This window comes from Flavobacterium sp. (assembly GCF_031381455.1).
Taxonomy (GTDB): domain Bacteria; phylum Bacteroidota; class Bacteroidia; order Flavobacteriales; family Flavobacteriaceae; genus Flavobacterium.
The window spans coordinates 90515-109337 of sequence record NZ_JANMXZ010000021.1 but is presented as its reverse complement, the minus strand read 5'-3'; the positions used below and the strand labels follow the sequence as shown (position 1 = coordinate 109337).

Here is an 18823-nt window from a genome sequence, read left to right as displayed (position 1 = left end):
TCATAATAATATCTTAATTAACCAAATATTAACAGTAAATAATATTTTTTATTGTGTTAAAGTTTTAATAACATTTTAACTACATTACCTTCGATACAATAATGATATTTTAGTTGCGTCTTTTTTTATAGATTTATAAAAAAAACATGTTACTATTAAAATTTTCAGATTTTATTTTAGAATGTGGTACTGACGAAGCCGGCAGAGGATGCCTTGCAGGTCCTGTCACAGCTGCTGCAGTTATATTACCCGATGACTTTACATCAGAGTTGCTGAATGATTCAAAACAGCTTTCTGAGAAAATACGTGAAGAACTTAAGCCATTAATCGAAAGTAAAGCCATTTGTTTTTCGGTAACACATCTGGATTCAGGTGTTATAGACAAAATAAATATTTTAAACGCTTCTATAAAAGCGATGCATCATTGCATTGAAAAACTTAATCCTATACCTAATTATATTATAGTAGATGGAAATCGCTTTAAACCCATTAACAACATCCCATATTCCACAATAATAAAAGGAGACTCGAAGTATATGAGTATTGCTGCAGCTTCGGTTATAGCAAAAACGTATAGAGATGACTATATGAATAGAATTCATGAAGAATTTCCAATGTACAACTGGAAGAAAAATAAAGGCTACCCAACATTAGAACATAGAGAAGCTATTAGAAAATACGGTGCAACCAAATACCACAGGATGAGCTTCCGCCTCTTACCTGAACAGCTGAAACTCGGGTTTTAAAACGAAGTGGCTTTTCAGATTGCAGTAGTAAGTTTGTAAAGGCTGCATTCAAATAAAATGGTAAAATGTTTTAGGATTTTTTCCTTGACTTCTTCTTCATTAACATCCTTTCCCATCTCTACGTGCATAGAAGTAACAGCTTTCCCTTTAATGCCACAGGGAATAATATTATCAAAATAACCAAGATTTGCATTAACATTCAATGCAAAGCCATGCATGGTTACCCAACGTGAAGCTCTAACTCCCATAGCGCAAATCTTTCGAGCGAATGGCGTTCCTACATCCAGCCAAACTCCAGTTTCGCCTTCGCTTCTTTTACCTATTATATTGTATTCAGCCAAAGTCAATATGATTACCTCTTCCAGAAAGCGTAAATACTTATGTATATCCGTAAAAAAGTTTTCTAAATCTATTATTGGATAACCTACAATTTGTCCCGGTCCATGGTAGGTAATATCGCCACCGCGATTGATTTTATAAAAAGTAGCACCTTTGGCTTCCAATTGTTTTTCGGATAAAAGCAAATTACTCATATCGCCACTTTTGCCTAAAGTATATACATGTGGATGTTCGACAAACAGAAAATAGTTAGGCGTTTCCAGATTGGATTCCTCTCTCCTATTTTGAATTTTTATGTCTACAATTTGCTTAAATAACGCCTCTTGATAATCCCAAGTATCCTTATAATCCTTGTTTCCTAAATCCTGAAGTTGAATTTTTTTATTCATTTCTTTAATATGAGATTGCAAAATTACAATAAAAAAACCAGCCATTACTTTGTGTTTTCAAACCTAACAGGTTTTAGAAACCTGTCAGCTTTAGTCACGGAATTCCAATAGGGTTTCTTCCACCTTTGTTCGGGTGCTGTTCGCAAAATAATCCTGTTTTGCGAACAATACCCGAGCGATCCTCGAACAACACCCGAAGAACGTTAACAAAACAGTTGGTTTGGGGTGTCATAAGGTGTCAAAATGAGTCATTAGGTGTCACTAGGCGTCATTGGGTGTCATTGGGTGTCAATAAGTGTCACTAGGTGTCAGCAAAAAAAATGGCACTTTGAAACTTTGCCACTTATCCCTATATTTGCACGCTTAAATACAATACTATGCAACTTTCAGAACAAGAAATCATTAGAAGAGATAAATTAAAATCTCTTCGCGAACTGGGAATCAACCCTTATCCGGCGGACTTATTTCCTGTTAACCATACTTCAAAACAGGTTAAGGAAAATTTCGTTGAAGGCAAGAAGGTTATTGTTGCCGGTCGTTTAATGAGTGTTCGCGATCAGGGAAAAGCTTGTTTTGCCGAATTGCAGGATAGCGAAGGTCGAATCCAGTTGTATTTGAACCGAGACATGCTTTGTCCCGAAGAAGATAAAACCCTATACAATCAAGTTTTTAAGAAACTAACTGATTTAGGAGATTTTATTGGTATTGAAGGTGAATTATTTACTACTCAAGTTGGGGCACAATGTATAAGAGTGGATAAATTTACTTTTTTAAGTAAAACGTTGAGGCCATTGCCTTTGCCAAAAACGGACGAAGAAGGAAATGTACACGATGCATTTAACGATGCCGAATTGCGTTACCGAATGCGTTATGTAGATTTAGTGGTGAATCCGCATGTGAAGGAAGTCTTCATGAAAAGAACGAAACTGTTCACAGCCATGAGAACCTTTTTTAACAACGCCGGTTACATAGAAGTGGAAACTCCTGTTTTACAATCTATTCCCGGTGGAGCTGCAGCGCGTCCCTTTATAACGCATCATAATGCTTTAGACATTCCTTTGTATTTGAGGATTGCAAACGAATTGTATCTGAAAAGATTAATCGTTGGCGGATTTGATGGTGTGTATGAGTTTTCCAAAAACTTTAGAAACGAAGGAATGGACAGAACACACAATCCGGAATTTACAGCAATGGAAATATATGTAGCTTACAAAGACTACAATTGGATGATGGAAATGACCGAAAACCTTTTGGAATATTGTGCCAATGAAGTAAATAGAACAACAGAATCAACATTTGGTGAACACAAAGTAAACTTCAAAGCACCTTATGCAAGGATTACAATGACAGACGCCATAAAACAATTTACAGGTTTTGATATTTCGGGTAAAAGCGAAGCTGAACTTTTTGAAGCTGCAAAATCAATGCACATTGAAGTGGATGAAACGATGGGTAAAGGAAAATTGATTGATGAGATTTTCGGCGCTAAATGCGAAGGGAACTTTATTCAGCCAACATTCATTACTGATTATCCAAAAGAAATGTCACCTTTATGCAAAGAGCACAGAGACAATCCCGATTTGACGGAACGTTTTGAGTTGATGGTTTGCGGAAAAGAAATTGCTAATGCCTATTCTGAATTGAATGACCCAATTGATCAAAGAGGTCGTTTTGAAGCACAGATGGATTTGGCAGAAAAAGGCGATGATGAAGCAAACGGAATTATTGACGAAGACTTTTTAAGAGCGTTAGAATACGGAATGCCTCCAACTTCAGGATTAGGAATTGGAATGGACCGATTAATAATGTTTTTGACCAATAATCCATCGATTCAGGAAGTGTTGTTCTTTCCGCAAATGCGTCCGGAGAAAAAACAACTGGAATTAACTGAAGACGAAAAGCTAATCATTGGCTTATTAAAAGTAGAAAACAATCAACCGATAGCGCAACTCAAAGACAAATCTGCCTTGAGCGGAAAAAAATGGGATGCAGCGATGAAAGGTTTAGCAAAGCATGGTTTAACTAGAGTAGTTGTTGACGGCGAAAACAAAACAGTCGTTTTGAATTAAAATAAAAAGGAACTCAATTGAGTTCTTTTTTTATAAAATTTTGTTAACATTAAACCTTTTGAAAACATGGTCGTCCTATCGGCACATAAATTTAAAAAACATATAAAATGAAAAAAGTAATTGTAGCTGCATTATTAGTTGTTGGAATGACAACATTTGCACAAGAAAAAGAAGGAAGAAAAGCTGGAAGTGAAAGATTAACTTCCGAACAAAAGGTTGATTTACAAGTATCAAAAATAACTAAAGACTTGGATTTAAACGAAAAACAAGCCAAAGAAGTTAGAGCTCTAGTAACGAAGCAAGTAGCCAAAAGAGAAGCCAAAAGAGCTGAAATGCAAGAGCTTAAAACCAAAAAAAGAGAAGAGATGAAAGCTCAAAGAGAAGCGGAGCAAGCTGCAGTAAGTTCAGAAATGAAAAAAATATTAACTCCAGAACAGTATGCTAAATGGGAGAAAAATCGTGAAGAGAGAAAAGAGGGCATAAAAGAAAAGATGGCCGAAAGAAAAGAAAAAAGAAAATCAAAAAATCTCCCAGAAAGTAAATAAAAAATAAATTTTGAGTTTACGTCAAAATAAATTAGTTTTGGACATATTAATTCCACAAAATTTACATAATGAAAAAAATAATTGCTGCTTTAACATTGATGTTGACATTTTCAATAAGTGCAAATGCACAAGATAAAGGAACCTCGTCAGCCCATGATTTAGGGAAAAAACAAGCTGCTGAATTAACTGAATTTTTAGGATTAGACACTGTTCAAAGCGAAAATTTTGCAAGGCTTTTTGAACATAAGATTTCTGTTCTTGATGACATAAATTTAACACAAGAAAGAAAAGATGAATTTTCAAGAGTTGTTGAATCAAAAATAAGAGCTAGTTTGGATGAAAACCAAATGGGAAAATTAGAAAAAAATACAGCATTGTTTAAGAAATTAACACACTAATATTTTCAATATCTAAATAAAAATCCTCTCGTATACTAATGAGAGGATTTTTTTTACTTATAAACTTTTAGAAACTTTATCAATCGCTGCGATGGTAAAATCCAAATCTTCATAGGTCAAAGCATCGGTAATAAACCATGTTTCATAAGCAGACGGCGCAATATAAACTCCTTCATGTAATAAGCCGTGGAAGAACTTTTTAAAGGTTTCGTTATCTCCGTTTTTTGCAGTATTGAAATCATAAACTGGATTCGCATCAAAATGTACCGAAATCATTGAACCTACTCTATTGATAGTAAACACAACATTGTTTGCAGCTAATACTTTCTCAATTCCTTTATGCAGATACGCTGTTTTTTCCTCCAATCGTTTAAAAATATCCGAATCATTATTTAAAGTCTGAAGCATGGCAAATCCGGCAGCCATCGCCAAAGGATTTCCAGACAAAGTTCCTGCCTGATAAACCGGTCCAAGTGGTGACAAATAATTCATAATTTCATTTCTAGCGGCAAAAGCACCAACAGGTAAACCGCCACCGATAACTTTTCCAAAACAAACAATATCAGCTTTGACATTATACAATTCCTGAACACCGCCTTTTGCTAATCGGAATCCGGTCATTACTTCATCAAAAATAAATAACGTATTGTTCTCATCACAAAGTTGTCTTAACGACTGTAAAAAGCCTGCTATCGGCGGTACACATCCCATATTTCCGGCAACAGGCTCAATAATTATAGCGGCGATTTCATTTCTATTGGCGCTGAATAACGCTTTTACATTTTCTAAATCATTAAACCGGGCAAGCAGTGTATCTTTTGCAGTTCCTTGAGTAACTCCGGGAGAATTTGGTGTTCCAAAAGTACTTGCGCCACTTCCGGCCTGAATTAAAAAAGAATCCGAATGTCCGTGATAACAGCCAGCGAATTTTATTATTTTATCCCTTTTGGTAAAACCTCTTGCCAAACGAATAGCGCTCATACAAGCTTCGGTTCCAGAGTTTACAAAACGTATTTTATCAATATTTGGCACCATAGAAACTGCCAGTTCAGCAATCTTTGTTTCCAATTCGGTTGGCATTCCAAATGAAGTTCCCTTTTTTGCTTTTTCGATTATGGCATCTACAACTGGTTGAAAAGCGTGACCTAAAATCATTGGTCCCCAAGAATTGATATAGTCAATTAATCGGTTATCGTCTTCATCGTAAAGATAAGCTCCTTTAGCACTTTTTGCAAAAATAGGTGTTCCACCAACGCCTTTAAAAGCTCTTACCGGTGAATTTACACCACCAGGAATAACTTTTTCGGCTTCAGCAAATAACTGACTGCTTCTTTGATAAATCATAGTTGAAATGTGTATTTTATTTTTGAAATTATTTGACAATTATAGTTTGTCCAAGGGAAATGGTATTCTCTGTTAAGTTATTCTTCTTTTTCAATTCGTCTATTGAAATGTTGAATTTTTTGGAAATTGAATATAACGAATCGCCCTTAATAACTGTATACTTTTGAACATCATCAGTATAAGCAATTGGTTTATTGACAATAACAGGCACATACTCTTTACCTAAAACTTCGGCATCAAATCTACCCAACTGATACTTTTCAATTAAACCAATTAGTTTGTCAGGATATTTTGAATCGGTTGCATAACCCGCGGCTTTCAGGCCATAAGCCCAGCTTTTGTAATCATCTTTTTGAAAATCAAAAAGCTCAGCATATCTTGGTCTACTCGTTAAGAAATAAGAATGGTCTTTGAAAGATTCGCTTGGTTGATTATACTTTCGAAAACATTCATCTTCTGCATCATCAGTATATTTTATGCTTGGCCCTGTCCATTCTTTATGACATTTAATCCCAAAATGATTATTGGCTTGAACACTCAATGGACCAGTTCCGGCTCCTGATTCTAATATGGCTTGACCCAAAGTGATGCTGGCAGGAATTCCTGTTCTAATCATATTGTCTTTAGCAACGCTTTTATAATTTTCGATGTAAGCTAAAACCATTGTGGTCGTAACTTTTACTCTTGTCGTAGCTTCTAAAACTTCTGTTGTATTTGAATAATTACCCAAAGTTGGCGAATCTTTTTGAGTAATTGCCACTGGATTTTTCATTGTCGCGGGTCTATAAATTGGCTTTCTGACTCTTTGCACAACAGGAGTTTCCGACTTTCTAGGATCCGATTTTGTAGTTCTGACAACAGCATGATTAGCGCTACATGAAGCAACAAAAACCATTAGTAGTAGTAAAAGGGCTTTCTTAATCATAAACATTAATTTGTAATTGTTTTTTTTGTTTTAATAAATTATTCATTCCGGCTATACCTTGTAAACCGCCGGTATGTATAACTAGTATTTTTGAGTTTTCCGGGAAATAATTTTTATCAATTAAATCCATAACTCCAAACATCATCTTTCCAGTATAAATTGGGTCTAATGGTATTTTATGCTTTTGATAAAATTCGTTAATAAATAATATCAATTCTTCCGAAACTTTAGCATAACCTCCAAAATGATAGGCTGTAATCAAATCCCAATTTAATTTGGAAACAAATTTACAAATATCTTCTCTTAAAAAGTCACCATTTAACGCAGGAAAACCCAAAACTTGTTGACTATTTTTTGAACAATTTATCAGTCCCGAAATGGTTCCTCCGGTTCCAACTGCGCAGCAAATATAATCGAACTTTTCATCGTTCACTGTTAAAATTTCTTCGCAGCCTTTTACCGCTAAATCATTGGTTCCGCCTTCCGGAATTAAATAAAAATGACCAAATTTTTCTGCTAATTGTTGAATGAATTCTGGATTGTTTTTTTCTCTGTAAATTTCTCTGCCCACGAACTCAAATACCATTCCGAAGTCTTGCGCTTTTTGCAAGGTTGGGTTTTCAGAAATTTTGTCTTGTAACTCTTCACCTCTAATGATTCCGATGGTTTCAAATCCTTGCTCCTTTCCGGCTGCTGCTACCGCCAAAATATGATTGGAAAAAGCGCCTCCGAAAGTCAAAAGTGTTTGCTTATTTTCATTTTTGGCTTGTAACAAATTATACTTTAATTTTCTGAGTTTATTTCCTGAAACATAAGGATGAAGCAAGTCTTCCCGTTTTATATAAAGCGAGATAGTTGTTTTTTCTAAACTGATTTTTTGATTGTTACTTTCCAAAAAAATACTTTTTTCAAAAGTAGTTTATGCAAATCATTTTACATAAAAAAAAGCGATTATAAATCGCTTTTGAAAACACTATTAGTTAGATGAAACTATAATTTTTTGAGTTTTGGTTTGTCCATCACTCGACTGTATTTTGACTAAGTAAACACCATCACTAAAGGATGCTGTTGAAAATTGATAACTGCTATTGGCGCCTAACTTTTCTTTATTGAATAGTAATTTACCAGTGATATCAAATAAAGTTACTGTATTTATATCTATCAGATTTGGGTTTAAAACAGTCAATAACTCACTGGTATTATTCTGCACCACCACTATACTAGAAGTTGTATTACCCGGAACTGATAAAGCATCGTTTTTAAACGTTATTTCAAAGCGATTTGTGTAAACTCCTGTTGGAAGTGCAGATTCAAAATAACTGTTTTTTATATCATAATAAATCCCGGTTAAACCATCATATAAATAAACATTGTCAGAACCGGTAAAATTAATAATATCTCCAACAAAGACCTTAAAAGAGGCTTGATTTCCAGCTTTCAAAGTAAAAGGTATTCGTTTATTAATGTCAAATGGAAGTGTTGTAATTATGCAAGCGTTTGAATTATCATTCATCGAAAAATAAGCGTCGTTAGAATAACTTGTTTCATAAGAAATAGCATCCATAGCAGTATCAAATCCATCTGTAGTATTTGGGTTAAATGCAATAGTTATTTCCTTGGTGAACTGATTGTTGAATGTGGTATGAACTTTAATTTGAGGCACTTGTAATTTAGAAAACTGAGTGTAATCTACACCGGCAACGTTTGGAATATCATCCCAGTTATCAAGATTTACAGTAGAAACTGAATTTGAATTTTTATTAAACTCTGAGTTATTTGCTACACTTTCTTTGACAAAAGCTCTGTATAAATTTTTCATTTGTGCATTCCCATTAGCTGTTCCTTCCACCATAAAACCCTGACCTACTGGACAAAACATTCTCTTGTAACGTTCTGTTCCTCCTGCTCCACCAGCAACATTAAGAGATCCATCAACATTATAAGTATTCCAAGATGCATTATTATAAGTTCCTGGACTAAAAGCATTAGAGTTATTTGGCACATAGGTACCATAACCGCCAATATATTGAACCAATATATGTGAAGTTGCTGGTTTTTCATGTTCCCAAAAATAGGCGTTACCATTAATTATGCCGCTAGCTGGTGCTGGTGATGAAAGATTTGTTACTGCGCCATTTGAATAATTAATAGAATAACCACTATTTTCTAACAAAAATAAATTCAAATTTATAGCTGATGGATATGGGTTTCCTGTTAATGTGCTATTTGGATACTGGCCTGAAAGACCAGCAACCTGCACAGGAATTGTTCCTTCATTTGGCTTTCCTCTAAAATCATAGCGCTGTTTGTTTCCTGGATTATTTTCTAGAGTTTCTCCTGGATTCGTGGTGTCAGACCCACTAGTCCCTTTCATGGTAAATCCTAAACCACTTATAACTGGATTAGATACTCCAACATAAACCCAATTGGAAAAATTATTTTGAGCCGTAAATTTATATATCCAGCGATTTGAAATTGTTAAAAGGGCATTAGTTGTAGTTCCGTTTACTGACCCTGTAAAGCTCGGATTTTGTGGCGTTACATTATCTATTGGTCGCTTTAGTACTTGGTCTAATTGAAAATCATTATTTCCTGCAGCTGCAACAGCAACTCCAACTGGAGAACACCAATAATTGTAACCAAAATTATTTGTAGTTCCTTCTTGAAAAACAGATAAATTTCCCACTCCTTTATTTGAACCATATACAGTTGTACCACCTTGTAATAACTGTCCTTCATTTCTTAAATAAAAATTACTAGTAGCATCTTTAATGTTTACTTCGCTGGTTACATAAACCATACTTCCTTTATTGAAAACATAACTCGTTCCTGTGATATTCAATTGAGCCACAATTGAGTTTACTAAAAATAAAACACTAATTGTAAATAAAGTTGTTTTCATTGTTAAAACTTTAATCTCCAAATATACAAAAATATCATTTCAAATTCATAACCTATTGATTACAATTATTTTATTTTATTATTCAAATTTAATTTAAATCACTAATGCCGATTTTTATCAAAAGTAAATTATCAAAAAATGATGGGGTTTTTTAATGAAAATCATCTGATAAAAGTCAACAATTGAATATAAATATGTATTCAATTGACTTATGAGTTATCGTTGTTTTACAATCATTAGATTTATTATATAAATTTCAAAAAACTTACAAAAAGACCTTTGCTTTAAATAAGCAAGGCCTTTATTGAGGTTTTTTACAAATTAATCACCTCCTTATTTGGCGAATAAACTATAAATATCATAAATTTATAGGTTTTAAAAAATACTACGTTATGAAAAAGATTTACTTTTTATTAATGCTTATATCAGCTTTTGGATATTCCCAAGTAGGTATAGGAACAACAACCCCAAATGGCGCCCTTGATATAAACTCGGCTACTAATGGTGTGGTTGTACCCAATGTGGCGTTAACCTCGAGAGCTTTAGCAGCGCCTGTAGTCAATCCAAACGGTGGTGGTTTGCCACTTAACGGAACATTAGTCTGGAACACGGCAACGGCTGGAAGTTCTCCTAATAATGTTGTTCCTGGTTTCTATTTTTGGGATTCGACTTCAACTTCATGGATTGCAATTGCAGGTGATGGAGGAAAAAACTGGACAACTACAGGAAATACAGGAACAACTGCAGGAACCAATTATATTGGAACTAACGATGTTCAAGATTTTGTTGTAAAGACAAGCGCAGTGGTGAATACACCTGTTGAGAAAATGCGTGTTACTACAGCTGGTAATGTGGGTATCAATGCACCAGCTCCTACAGCTACTGCTTTACTAACTATAAATCCCAATACAAATGCAATTAGAAGCGGTATCGATATGACAATGACCAATGCTACTGCAACTGCTACCGGTTTGAATATTTCAGCTGGAAACGCATTTGTGAATGGAATATCCGTGAACAACTCCACTACCTCGACATCCGCCAGTGTATTCGGTATTGGCTCTGTTTTATCGGCAACCAATATTGTATCAGGTTATAACGCATACAGAAATGGTACCGGTTTAAGTTATGGTCTTTATGGTGTCAGTGGCACAAATGCCCTGTATAATGAAACTAATACCGCTACATACGCTGGTTTTCTGCAGGGAAGAGCCGTTATTTCTTCCGAGAGTTCGCCTTCTTCTGCATTAGGAACCGATTTAGAAGTACGAAATACAACAACGGGAGCAGCTGCGCCAGCAACAGTCTCATTACGACAAACCACGGCTTTGGCAACTACTGGAAATGTATTGGCTGACCTGAATTTTGGCGATAATTATGTAACCACGCCACAAGCGCGAATACGAGTACTGCGCGATGCTGCGGCAAGTTCAACTTCTGATATGCCAACTGCTATGACATTTTCCACTACCTCAGATGCTGGTGCTACACTTACCGAAAGAATGAGAATAGATAATACCGGAAAAGTTGGTGTTGGGACAACTGCTCCTACTACGTTGGTAGATGTAAATGGCGCTTTATCATTAAGAGAGGGAACAGCTTTATCTTTCGTTAATGGAGCAAATACGCAATCTCTCGCCACCAATCCTTCCTCAGTTTATAGAATTACAGGACCAACTTCAGCGTTTAGTCTAACAACCTTAACCCCTGTAAGTTTAGCAAATGGACAAATTGTAACATTAATAAACTCTACATCACAGGATTTTACTATCGTAAATAATTCAGGGTCAACTATAAATAGTGTTTTTTGCCCAGGAGCAACAGACTTAACTCTATCCGGCATTAGCTCTACCGTCACATTAATGTACAATTCAACTTCGACAAGGTGGATGGTAATAGGAAGCACAGACAATCCTTATGGAAGAAATTTAAAATCATCAAAAGGATCGTCAGATATAACTACAACTTCGACTAGTTTTGCTGACATGTCGGATATGACTATAACATTTACCCCTAAACACAATACAGTATATATAAATTTCAGCGCAAGTGGTGACATCGATGTTTCTAGTGGTTTTCCTCAAGCATTTGTTAAATTTAGAGTTTTAAAAGATGGCGTTTTAGTTGGAGGTACAGTATCGTTAGGGACCGATTTAGATTATGACGATGTAGCAGGCACAACGATTGTTTCAGCATGGAATGCACATTTCACAATGTATCCTGTGACGGTTACGTCAGGAACTGCGACAACAATAAAAATACAATGGATGCGTGATGGTATTGGTTTAGGAACAAGAGCTGCAAGAAATAGGGTCACAACAAATTCTGATTATTCACACAGAAGCTTAAACATTTACGATTAGATAAAACTTAAAAATACCTCAAAAACTTCCAAAAAGACCTTTGCTTTAAATAACTAAGGTCTTTTTCCTTTGCATAAGCTTCCTTTTCAAAGGAAATATTTCTATAAGCTAAATTCTTGTCTTTATACCTAATCCATTTAATCAAAAACTCAATTCCATACCAAATAAAAAAAGGCAAAATCAACAACTCCATTTGCTGGCGAATATGAATTTTTTCATGGTTAATCACTATTTGATTTTGCTTCAAATCATTTTCGGAAACAATGATAAAAGGGAATAAAGTTATCCCTCGAAAACCTTTTGGAATTAAATATCTCGAAACGATTACAATCATTTGTTTTAATGCTTTAAATTTGCCACTATGGACGAGCAAAATAATGAAAATAAAGTAATCGAAGGCGAAGATTTCTATTTTACACCCGAAGGTTATAAATGTTTCACCGAAAAGTACCATCTTAAACGCGGCTATTGCTGCAAAAGTGGCTGCCGTCATTGTCCTTACGGATATGATAAAAAAACAGGAACGATAAAAAAAAGTAGCTGAGTAGCTGAGAGCCTTAGTAGCTGAGATGGGAAAACTCAGTAACTTAGCTACTCAGAAACTCAACATCTCAAAAGAAACTCAGTAACTTAGCCACTCAGAAACTCAGCATCTCAAAAAAATGACATTTCAAGAACAAATTTTACAAGGAATTCCATTCGTTTTACCCAACATAAAACCATACGATACCGAAATAAATCACGCGCCAAAACGAAAGGAAATCCTTTCGGAGGAAGAAAAAAAATTGGCATTGAAAAATGCGTTGCGCTACTTTGAACCTCAGCATCACGCGATTTTAGTTCCCGAATTCAGAGAAGAATTGGAAAAATACGGACGTATCTATATGTATCGTTTTCGTCCCGATTACAAAATGTATGCGCGTCCAATTTCAGAATATCCCGGAAAATGCGAACAGGCAAAAGCTATCATGCTAATGATTCAAAACAACCTGGATTATGCTGTGGCACAACATCCACATGAATTGATTACCTATGGTGGAAATGGAGCAGTCTTTCAAAACTGGGCACAATACCTGCTGACGATGCAATATTTGGCAGAAATGACCGAAGAACAAACCTTAACAATGTATTCCGGTCACCCAATGGGATTATATCCTTCGCATAAAGATGCACCAAGAGTTGTCGTTACTAACGGAATGGTAATTCCAAATTATTCCAAACCGGATGACTGGGAAAAGATGAATGCACTCGGTGTTTCTCAATACGGACAAATGACTGCCGGAAGTTATATGTACATTGGTCCACAAGGAATCGTACACGGAACAACAATCACTGTTCTTAACGGCTTCAGAAAAATTAAAAAAGTACCAAAAGGCGGCTTATTCGTGACTTCTGGACTTGGTGGAATGTCAGGAGCACAACCAAAAGCTGGTAACATTGCCGGTTGTGTTACGGTTTGTGCCGAAGTAAATCCAAAAATAACACACATTCGCCATTCACAAGGCTGGATTAATGAAGTCATAGAAAACATCAACGACTTAGTTCCAAGAGTCAAAAAAGCACTTCACGATCAGGAAACAGTTTCGATTGCTTATCTCGGAAACATAGTGGATGTTTGGGAAAGTTTCGATCAGGAAAATATACATATCGATTTAGGTTCCGATCAATCTTCTCTACACAATCCTTGGGCCGGAGGTTATTATCCAGTTGGAATTTCTTTTGAAGATGCTAACGAAATGATGGCAAACAATCCGACTAAATTCAAAGAAGAAGTTCAGAACACTTTACGTCGTCACGCCAAAGCAATCAACAAACACACCGAAAAAGGAACTTATTTCTTCGATTACGGAAATGCTTTTCTACTGGAAGCTTCACGCGCCGGTGCTGATATTATGGCTCCAAACGGAATCGATTTTAAATATCCAAGTTACGTTCAGGATATTATGGGACCAATGTGTTTTGATTACGGATTTGGACCTTTTCGTTGGGTTTGTGCTTCAGGAAATCCGGAGGATTTAGCCAAAACAGATAAAATTGCCTGCGATGTTTTAGAAGAAATGATGAAAAACTCGCCTTCAGAAATTAAACAACAAATGGCAGATAATATCCAATGGATAAAAGGCGCGCAGGAAAATAATCTAGTTGTGGGTTCTCAAGCCCGAATCTTATACGCAGATGCCGAAGGCAGAATAAAAATTGCCGAAGCTTTTAATCAAGCGATTGCCCGTGGCGAAATTGGTTATGTAATTTTAGGACGAGATCATCATGATGTTTCTGGAACCGATTCGCCTTACAGAGAAACGTCTAACATCTATGACGGTTCCCGTTTTACTGCCGATATGGCGATTCAAAATGTCATTGGCGATAGCTTCCGTGGTGCGACTTGGGTATCCATTCACAATGGCGGTGGCGTTGGCTGGGGCGAAGTAATTAACGGTGGTTTCGGTATGGTTCTTGATGGTTCAGCGGACGCGTCAAGACGTTTAGAATCAATGCTTTTTTGGGATGTGAATAATGGAATTTCGAGAAGAAATTGGGCTAGAAATGAAGGTGCAATTTTTGCAATAAAAAGAGCCATGGAAACGCAACCATTATTAAAAGTTACCATCCCTAACATAGTTGATGATTCGTTGTTTTAGTTTGGAATTAAAGTTTCTAATTCTGAACTAAAGATAGAACTAGAAAACTTTAATAAATATAGCTATGAAGACACTTAAAATTTTACCTTTACTCCTACTCTTTGTTGTATCGTCATGCAGTTCAGTTAGCGTCAACTCTGATTATGACAAAAAAGTAGATTTTTCACCTTACAAAACTTTTGCTTTTCATAAAGCCGGAATTGACAAAGCGGAGATATCCGATTTAGACAAGAAAAGAGTTCTTCGCTCTATCGAGGAAGTTATGACTTCTAAAGGATTTTCAAAAAGTGAGAACCCTGATTTATTGATTGCTTTTTTCACTAAAGAAAGAGAGCAAGTTAATGTAAACCAATTCAATGCGGGTTGGGGCTATGGTTGGGGTTTTGGTTGGAATCCTTATTTATGGGGAGGAAATACTTCAGTCTCAAGATATACCGAAGGAACTTTGTATATCGACATTATTGATGCCAAGAAAAAAGAACTAATCTGGCAAGGTGAAGGCCAAGGTGTTTTGACAAAAGACACCCATAAAAAAGATGAAGTCATCAAAGAGTTTGTTACTAAAATTTTGGAACAATATCCGCCGCAGAAGAAGTGATCAGTTGGCAATGGCAGTTGGCAGATTTGAAAACACAATAGAACCCGTAATAGTAATGTTGCGGGTTTTTTTAGCCCGGATAGAAACGGCATCCTTTTTCTTTGCAAAAGAAAAAGATATAGTGGATAGCCGGAATAGCTCCTAAAATCATTAACGCTTTTTATGACAATAATCTGTTTATTTTGATTTAAGATTTGTAATTTTACCACAACTACAGCAACAAAACTTATGGAAAAAGCATTTGAAAGCAACCCTTTGATTGACAGATTACCCAAGCATTTAAAGCAATTTATCAAACCACAGGACTATGCGGATTATACTCCGATTAATCAGGCGGTTTGGCGTTATGTGATGCGTAAAAATGTTGATTATCTTTCAAAAGTAGCACACAATTCCTATTTGGATGGTTTGAAAAAGACTGGTTTGGAAGTCGATAACATTCCAAATATGTATGGCATGAACCGAATTTTAAAAGAAATTGGTTGGGCTGCCGTTGCCGTTGATGGTTTTATTCCACCTAATGCTTTTATGGAATTTCAAGCCTATAACGTGCTTGTTATTGCTTCCGATATTCGTCAGTTAGAACATATAGAATATACGCCGGCACCAGATATTATTCATGAAGGCGCAGGTCACGCTCCTATTATTGCCAATCCCGAATATGCTGAATATTTGCGGCGTTTTGGTGAGATTGGTTGCAAAGCCATTTCGAGTCATAGAGATTATGAAATGTATGAAGCGGTGCGTTTGCTATCGATTATCAAAGAAGCCGAAGGTACGCCACAATCTGAAATTGATGCGGCCGCTGCTCAAGTTGATTTTCTTCAAAATAATATGGGTGAATTATCTGAAATGGCGCGAATTCGAAATCTACATTGGTGGACAGTAGAATATGGTTTGATTGGAACCGTGGAAAACCCAAAAATATATGGTGCGGGATTGTTGTCTTCCATTGGCGAAAGCGCTTGGTGCATGACCGATGAAGTGAAGAAAATACCTTACGATATTTCAGCTGCTGACCAAAGTTTTGATATCACCAAACCACAACCGCAACTTTATGTAACGCCTGATTTTGCTCATTTGAGTTTGGTTTTAGAAGAATTTGCTAATACTATGGCGTTACGAACCGGAGGATTATCGAGTTTGAAAAAGTTAATAAAATCAAATGCGTTAGGGACAATTGAATTGAGTACAGGTATTCAAATTTCGGGTGTTTTCACTAACGTAATTGAAGAAGAAGGAAAACCTGTTTATATCCAAACAACAGGAAAAACGGCTTTGTCCTATCGCGAAAAAGAATTGGTTGGTCACGGAACACAATATCATGCAGAAGGTTTTGGTTCACCGATTGGTAAACTAAAAGGAATTAACTTGGCTATTGAAGACATGAGTCCAAGAGATTTGAGGGCTTATGATATTTATGAAGCCGAATCGGTAACGCTTGAGTTTGAAGGAAACATTACGGTAACCGGAGAAATCATTACGGGTTCAAGAAATCTACAAGGCGAAATCATAATCATTAGTTTTAAAAACTGTACGGTTACGCATAACGACACTGTTTTATTTCAGCCAGAATGGGGAATTTATGATATGGCTGTTGGTAAAAAAGTGATTTCGGCATTTTCTGGTCCGGCCGATGTGAATAGTTTTGATATGATTAATCATGTGCCGTCGAGTCACACTATAAAAGCAAAAAAATCTGCTGAACGTGAAGAGTTAGAGGGTTTATACAAATCGGTTAGAGCCATCCGCGAAGGAAATGAAAACAACGAATCGTTGCTACATATCTTTACTAAATTAAAATCAAATCATCCAAACGATTGGTCATTAAGTGTTGAAATTGTTGAGATTTTGAAAGATAAAAACGAACCAAAATTGTTGGAAGAAGTGTTAATTCATCTTGAAAAAGTAAAACAAAATCGTCCAGAAATTGCGCATTTGATTAGTGGTGGTTTAGAGCTTTTTATGGAAAAGATAGGTTCGAATTAAAAATATTTCTAAACTGATTACGCCATTTAACAAATTACCCTTTATTTTGGATTGCTTCCTGTTTGTTTACTGAACAACTATTTTTTTAGCAATAATTTTATTGCCATTTTTAACCTGAACTAAGTAAACTCCCGGATTTAAATTAGTTTGCTGCCTGTTTTCATAGATATTTAATTCTTTGACAGCTTGCCCTAACAGATTATAAATCGTCGCCTTTCCGCCGAGAAAAATATCAGAAACCTGAATTGTAACCAAGCCGTTTGATGGGTTGGGATATAGTTTAAATTCATTTTCGCCAAAACTTGAGGTTGAGAGTATGACTTGGTCTAAGAAGCTTAACGTACCATTAGCGATAAAGTGAATTTTACTATTAAAAAACACTAAATTGTTTATTCCCAAAAAAGGATTTGTGTTCGATGCATTTCCGTAAGTTGTTAAAGTAGTTCCATCGTATTTTCCTAACGTTGAATAGCCTAAAGCTGATTCTGTCTTGAAATAAACATTTCCTCCTACTTCTAAGGCATATCCTTCGGAATAAGTATAACCTCCTAGATATTTATTTGGCAACACTTCTAAAGTGGCGCCGTCTGTACGCGCTAAATTGTTAGCAGAAGCAGCATTTATATAGCGCAGGTATAATTTATTATTATAAACAAATGGAGAATCGATATATCCGTTATCAGTAGCGTTACTATTGGGAATCATGGTTAATGTTGTTCCATCATATTTAGCTAAATGAAATTTTCCTGTGGCACCATTTTTATATCTTGTATAAACAGCATTATTATAAGCAATTAAGTTGGAATAGATACAATCGTCCGTAGCCGACACGTTGGGTACAACAGTAATATTAGTCCCGTCATATTTAGCAAAATGATTCTTACCATCGGCTGTTTGATATAGAAAAACAAGTGCATTATTAACTACACAGGTATTTCCAGAATAAACTCCCACATCTGTCGCATTAGGATTTGATATTAAACTAACATTTGTACCATTAAATTTTGCCAAAGCTGTATTACCGCTTGCATTAATATAACTAAAATATTGTTCTCCGTTATATTGAGAAAAAACATCAGAGTATGCAGAAGTTGAAGCATCAGGATTAGGGTAAACCACCTGAGTTGTTCCGTCATACGTAGCCAATTGTCTTAAATTTGCAGCACCTCTGTAGATGTAATTTAATTTCGAATTATAAATTACAGGGGCACTTGATATACCAAAATCACTTGGATTTACTTTATCAATTATAGACACAGCACTACCGTCGTATTTACCCAAGAAGTTATTAGAAAATTTAAAATAAAATTTACTATTGTAAGTTATTGGATTTCCAACATAGGTTCCCAATATACCACTTGGATTTGGAATTGGTGTACTTAAAGTACCATCATATTTTGAAAAAGCAAAAGCGGTAAAAGAATTATCGCTAAAATATAAATCACCATTATAAAGAAAATGGTTTCCAGAATCAACATACGATGTATTGACTATGAATTGTGCAAAGGCATTAAAAGTACACAGCAAAAGGAATAAAGTAATTTTTTTCATGACTATTAGATTTTAAAAAACGAAAT

15 protein-coding genes are annotated in these 18823 nt (G+C 35.6%); 9 read left to right on the top strand and 6 right to left on the bottom strand.

The window, feature by feature from the left end; genetic code table 11:
- Nucleotides 1–146: 146 nt before the first annotated feature.
- On the top strand, nucleotides 147–746 hold the full coding sequence (locus RMN97_RS06150; RefSeq protein ID WP_309613647.1) for a ribonuclease HII: 600 nt from the start codon (nucleotides 147–149) through the stop codon (nucleotides 744–746).
- Nucleotides 747–760: 14 nt separating this feature from the next.
- On the opposite strand, the gene lipB is transcribed toward RMN97_RS06150, so the two are convergent.
- Nucleotides 761–1519, bottom strand: coding sequence for a lipoyl(octanoyl) transferase LipB (gene lipB, locus RMN97_RS06145; RefSeq protein WP_309613646.1), 759 nt, complete (start codon nucleotides 1517–1519; stop codon nucleotides 761–763).
- Between the two features lie 332 nt (nucleotides 1520–1851).
- Here lipB and lysS point away from each other — a divergent pair, with 332 nt between their 5' ends.
- From lysS to RMN97_RS06130, 3 genes are all read left to right on the top strand, one after another.
- On the top strand, nucleotides 1852–3543 hold the full coding sequence (lysS, locus tag RMN97_RS06140; RefSeq protein WP_309613645.1) for a lysine--tRNA ligase: 1692 nt from the start codon (nucleotides 1852–1854) through the stop codon (nucleotides 3541–3543).
- Between the two features lie 107 nt (nucleotides 3544–3650).
- On the top strand, nucleotides 3651–4088 hold the full coding sequence (locus RMN97_RS06135; RefSeq protein ID WP_309613644.1) for a hypothetical protein: 438 nt from the start codon (nucleotides 3651–3653) through the stop codon (nucleotides 4086–4088).
- A 68-nt stretch (nucleotides 4089–4156) separates the two neighbouring features.
- A complete protein-coding gene (locus RMN97_RS06130) occupies nucleotides 4157–4486 on the top strand; it encodes a hypothetical protein (protein ID WP_309613643.1) in 330 nt (109 codons plus the stop codon).
- Between the two features lie 57 nt (nucleotides 4487–4543).
- Here RMN97_RS06130 and hemL read toward each other — a convergent pair whose 3' ends face one another.
- The 4 genes from hemL to RMN97_RS06110 all read right to left on the bottom strand — a co-directional run bounded on the left by hemL (nucleotide 4544) and on the right by RMN97_RS06110 (nucleotide 9657).
- The gene (gene hemL, locus RMN97_RS06125; RefSeq protein ID WP_309613642.1) at nucleotides 4544–5830 is read right to left on the bottom strand and encodes a glutamate-1-semialdehyde 2,1-aminomutase; all 1287 of its coding nucleotides are present in this window, start codon (nucleotides 5828–5830) and stop codon (nucleotides 4544–4546) included.
- Nucleotides 5831–5858: 28 nt separating this feature from the next.
- Nucleotides 5859–6755 (bottom strand): glucosaminidase domain-containing protein, encoded by an 897-nt coding sequence (locus RMN97_RS06120; protein ID WP_309613641.1) that lies wholly within the window; start codon nucleotides 6753–6755, stop codon nucleotides 5859–5861.
- Complete coding sequence (locus tag RMN97_RS06115) at nucleotides 6748–7650, bottom strand: pyridoxal-phosphate dependent enzyme (RefSeq protein WP_309613640.1); 903 nt, start codon at nucleotides 7648–7650, stop codon at nucleotides 6748–6750. The genes RMN97_RS06120 and RMN97_RS06115 overlap by 8 nt, the downstream gene beginning before the upstream one ends.
- 81 nt (nucleotides 7651–7731) lie before the next feature.
- A complete protein-coding gene (locus RMN97_RS06110) occupies nucleotides 7732–9657 on the bottom strand; it encodes a T9SS type A sorting domain-containing protein (protein WP_309613639.1) in 1926 nt (641 codons plus the stop codon).
- A 392-nt stretch (nucleotides 9658–10049) separates the two neighbouring features.
- Here RMN97_RS06110 and RMN97_RS06105 point away from each other — a divergent pair, with 392 nt between their 5' ends.
- The 5 genes from RMN97_RS06105 to RMN97_RS06085 all read left to right on the top strand — a co-directional run bounded on the left by RMN97_RS06105 (nucleotide 10050) and on the right by RMN97_RS06085 (nucleotide 17246).
- Complete coding sequence (locus RMN97_RS06105; protein ID WP_309613638.1) at nucleotides 10050–12020, top strand: hypothetical protein; 1971 nt, start codon at nucleotides 10050–10052, stop codon at nucleotides 12018–12020.
- Nucleotides 12021–12381: 361 nt separating this feature from the next.
- Entirely contained in the window at nucleotides 12382–12564 is a 183-nt protein-coding gene (locus tag RMN97_RS06100; RefSeq protein WP_309613637.1) for a DUF5522 domain-containing protein, read from the top strand.
- Nucleotides 12565–12682: 118 nt separating this feature from the next.
- Complete coding sequence (locus tag RMN97_RS06095; RefSeq protein WP_309613636.1) at nucleotides 12683–14659, top strand: urocanate hydratase; 1977 nt, start codon at nucleotides 12683–12685, stop codon at nucleotides 14657–14659.
- Between the two features lie 64 nt (nucleotides 14660–14723).
- A complete protein-coding gene (locus tag RMN97_RS06090) occupies nucleotides 14724–15257 on the top strand; it encodes a DUF4136 domain-containing protein (RefSeq protein WP_309613635.1) in 534 nt (177 codons plus the stop codon).
- Between the two features lie 228 nt (nucleotides 15258–15485).
- Nucleotides 15486–17246 (top strand): aromatic amino acid hydroxylase, encoded by a 1761-nt coding sequence (locus RMN97_RS06085; RefSeq protein ID WP_309613634.1) that lies wholly within the window; start codon nucleotides 15486–15488, stop codon nucleotides 17244–17246.
- Between the two features lie 66 nt (nucleotides 17247–17312).
- Here RMN97_RS06085 and RMN97_RS06080 read toward each other — a convergent pair whose 3' ends face one another.
- The gene (locus RMN97_RS06080) at nucleotides 17313–18797 is read right to left on the bottom strand and encodes a T9SS type A sorting domain-containing protein (protein ID WP_309613633.1); all 1485 of its coding nucleotides are present in this window, start codon (nucleotides 18795–18797) and stop codon (nucleotides 17313–17315) included.
- Between the last annotated feature and the right edge of the window lie 26 nt (nucleotides 18798–18823).

Excerpts from the sequence above, each read along its gene's own strand:
- RMN97_RS06135 (WP_309613644.1), top strand. The coding sequence starts at position 3,651 with ATGAAAAAAGTAATTGTAGCTGCATTATTAGTTGTTGGAATGACAACA.
- RMN97_RS06080 (WP_309613633.1), bottom strand. The coding sequence starts at position 18,797 with ATGAAAAAAATTACTTTATTCCTTTTGCTGTGTACTTTTAATGCCTTT.
- RMN97_RS06130 (WP_309613643.1), top strand. The coding sequence starts at position 4,157 with ATGAAAAAAATAATTGCTGCTTTAACATTGATGTTGACATTTTCAATA.
- RMN97_RS06085 (WP_309613634.1), top strand. The coding sequence starts at position 15,486 with ATGGAAAAAGCATTTGAAAGCAACCCTTTGATTGACAGATTACCCAAG.
- RMN97_RS06105 (WP_309613638.1), top strand. The coding sequence starts at position 10,050 with ATGAAAAAGATTTACTTTTTATTAATGCTTATATCAGCTTTTGGATAT.
- RMN97_RS06100 (WP_309613637.1), top strand. The coding sequence starts at position 12,382 with ATGGACGAGCAAAATAATGAAAATAAAGTAATCGAAGGCGAAGATTTC.
- RMN97_RS06095 (WP_309613636.1), top strand. The coding sequence starts at position 12,683 with ATGACATTTCAAGAACAAATTTTACAAGGAATTCCATTCGTTTTACCC.
- RMN97_RS06150 (WP_309613647.1), top strand. The coding sequence starts at position 147 with ATGTTACTATTAAAATTTTCAGATTTTATTTTAGAATGTGGTACTGAC.
- hemL (WP_309613642.1), bottom strand. The coding sequence starts at position 5,830 with ATGATTTATCAAAGAAGCAGTCAGTTATTTGCTGAAGCCGAAAAAGTT.
- RMN97_RS06090 (WP_309613635.1), top strand. The coding sequence starts at position 14,724 with ATGAAGACACTTAAAATTTTACCTTTACTCCTACTCTTTGTTGTATCG.
- lipB (WP_309613646.1), bottom strand. The coding sequence starts at position 1,519 with ATGGCTGGTTTTTTTATTGTAATTTTGCAATCTCATATTAAAGAAATG.
- RMN97_RS06110 (WP_309613639.1), bottom strand. The coding sequence starts at position 9,657 with ATGAAAACAACTTTATTTACAATTAGTGTTTTATTTTTAGTAAACTCA.
- RMN97_RS06120 (WP_309613641.1), bottom strand. The coding sequence starts at position 6,755 with ATGATTAAGAAAGCCCTTTTACTACTACTAATGGTTTTTGTTGCTTCA.
- lysS (WP_309613645.1), top strand. The coding sequence starts at position 1,852 with ATGCAACTTTCAGAACAAGAAATCATTAGAAGAGATAAATTAAAATCT.